This is a genomic window from Kineococcus indalonis (genome assembly GCF_009906395.1).
Lineage (GTDB): Bacteria > Actinomycetota > Actinomycetes > Actinomycetales > Kineococcaceae > Kineococcus > Kineococcus indalonis.
Window position 1 is genome coordinate 1 of sequence record NZ_JAAALM010000926.1, and the last position, 797, is coordinate 797.

Annotated in this window: 1 pseudogene; it reads right to left on the reverse strand. The window is 80.2% G+C overall.

The window, feature by feature from the left end:
- Positions 1-777, reverse strand: a pseudogene (locus GTR00_RS21985) (metallophosphoesterase family protein); the annotation flags it as partial.
- Between the last annotated feature and the right edge of the window lie 20 nt (positions 778-797).

Sequence of the window (797 nt, forward strand, 5' to 3'; positions counted from 1 at the left end):
GTCAGCGGCAGCCTGCCCGTCGCCCAGGACGGGCAGGCTGCCGCTGACGGCGTACAGCGTGCTGACGCTGCGCACGATGTCGGACAGGCCGCTGCGGTAGGACTCCAGGCGCTGCAGGGCGTCCTGGGTGCTGGAGACGACGTAGGGGGCGCGCGAGAGCAGGCCGGTGAAGCGCGGCTGCTGCAGGGCGGCGGGGTCGAGGGTGGCGGCGGTGGCACCGCCGGTGGCCAGCAGCAGCACCAGGCAGGTGGCGCCGGTCTGCAGGGCGCGCCGGCGGGCGCGGTAGACGACGGCGCCGGCCAGGACGGCGCCGCCGACGCCGCAGGCGGCGCTGTAGGCGGCGGCGCGCACGGTGGCGGCGCGCACGGTGTCGGGGGCGGTGAGCTCCAGGCCGAGCAGCTGCTGCGGGGAGCGCACCAGCCGGCCGGCGGCGTCGAGGTCCACGGACTCGATGCCCGCGGTGACCGCCAGGGGCGCGCGGTGGGTGTCGAAGGCGACCTCGCCGACGGGGGGCAGCTCGATGCGCACCCCCGGGTGCAGGCTGGGGCGCACGCGCACCTCGGTCTGCAGGGGCCCGACCCAGGTGTCGTGCCCGGGGGCCAGGGCGAAGCCGACGGCGGCGCCGGCGGCGGCGACGGCGAGCACCCCGGCCAGGGCGAGCAGGCGCCGCAGGGCGCGCGCGGTGCGCGGCGGCAGCGGACGGCGCGCCGGCAGCAGCGGGCGCCGCGGGCGGCGCGGGGGCGCCTCGCGCGCGGCGGGGTCGTCGGTGCGGGCCATCACCCCGATCCTCGCGCAGC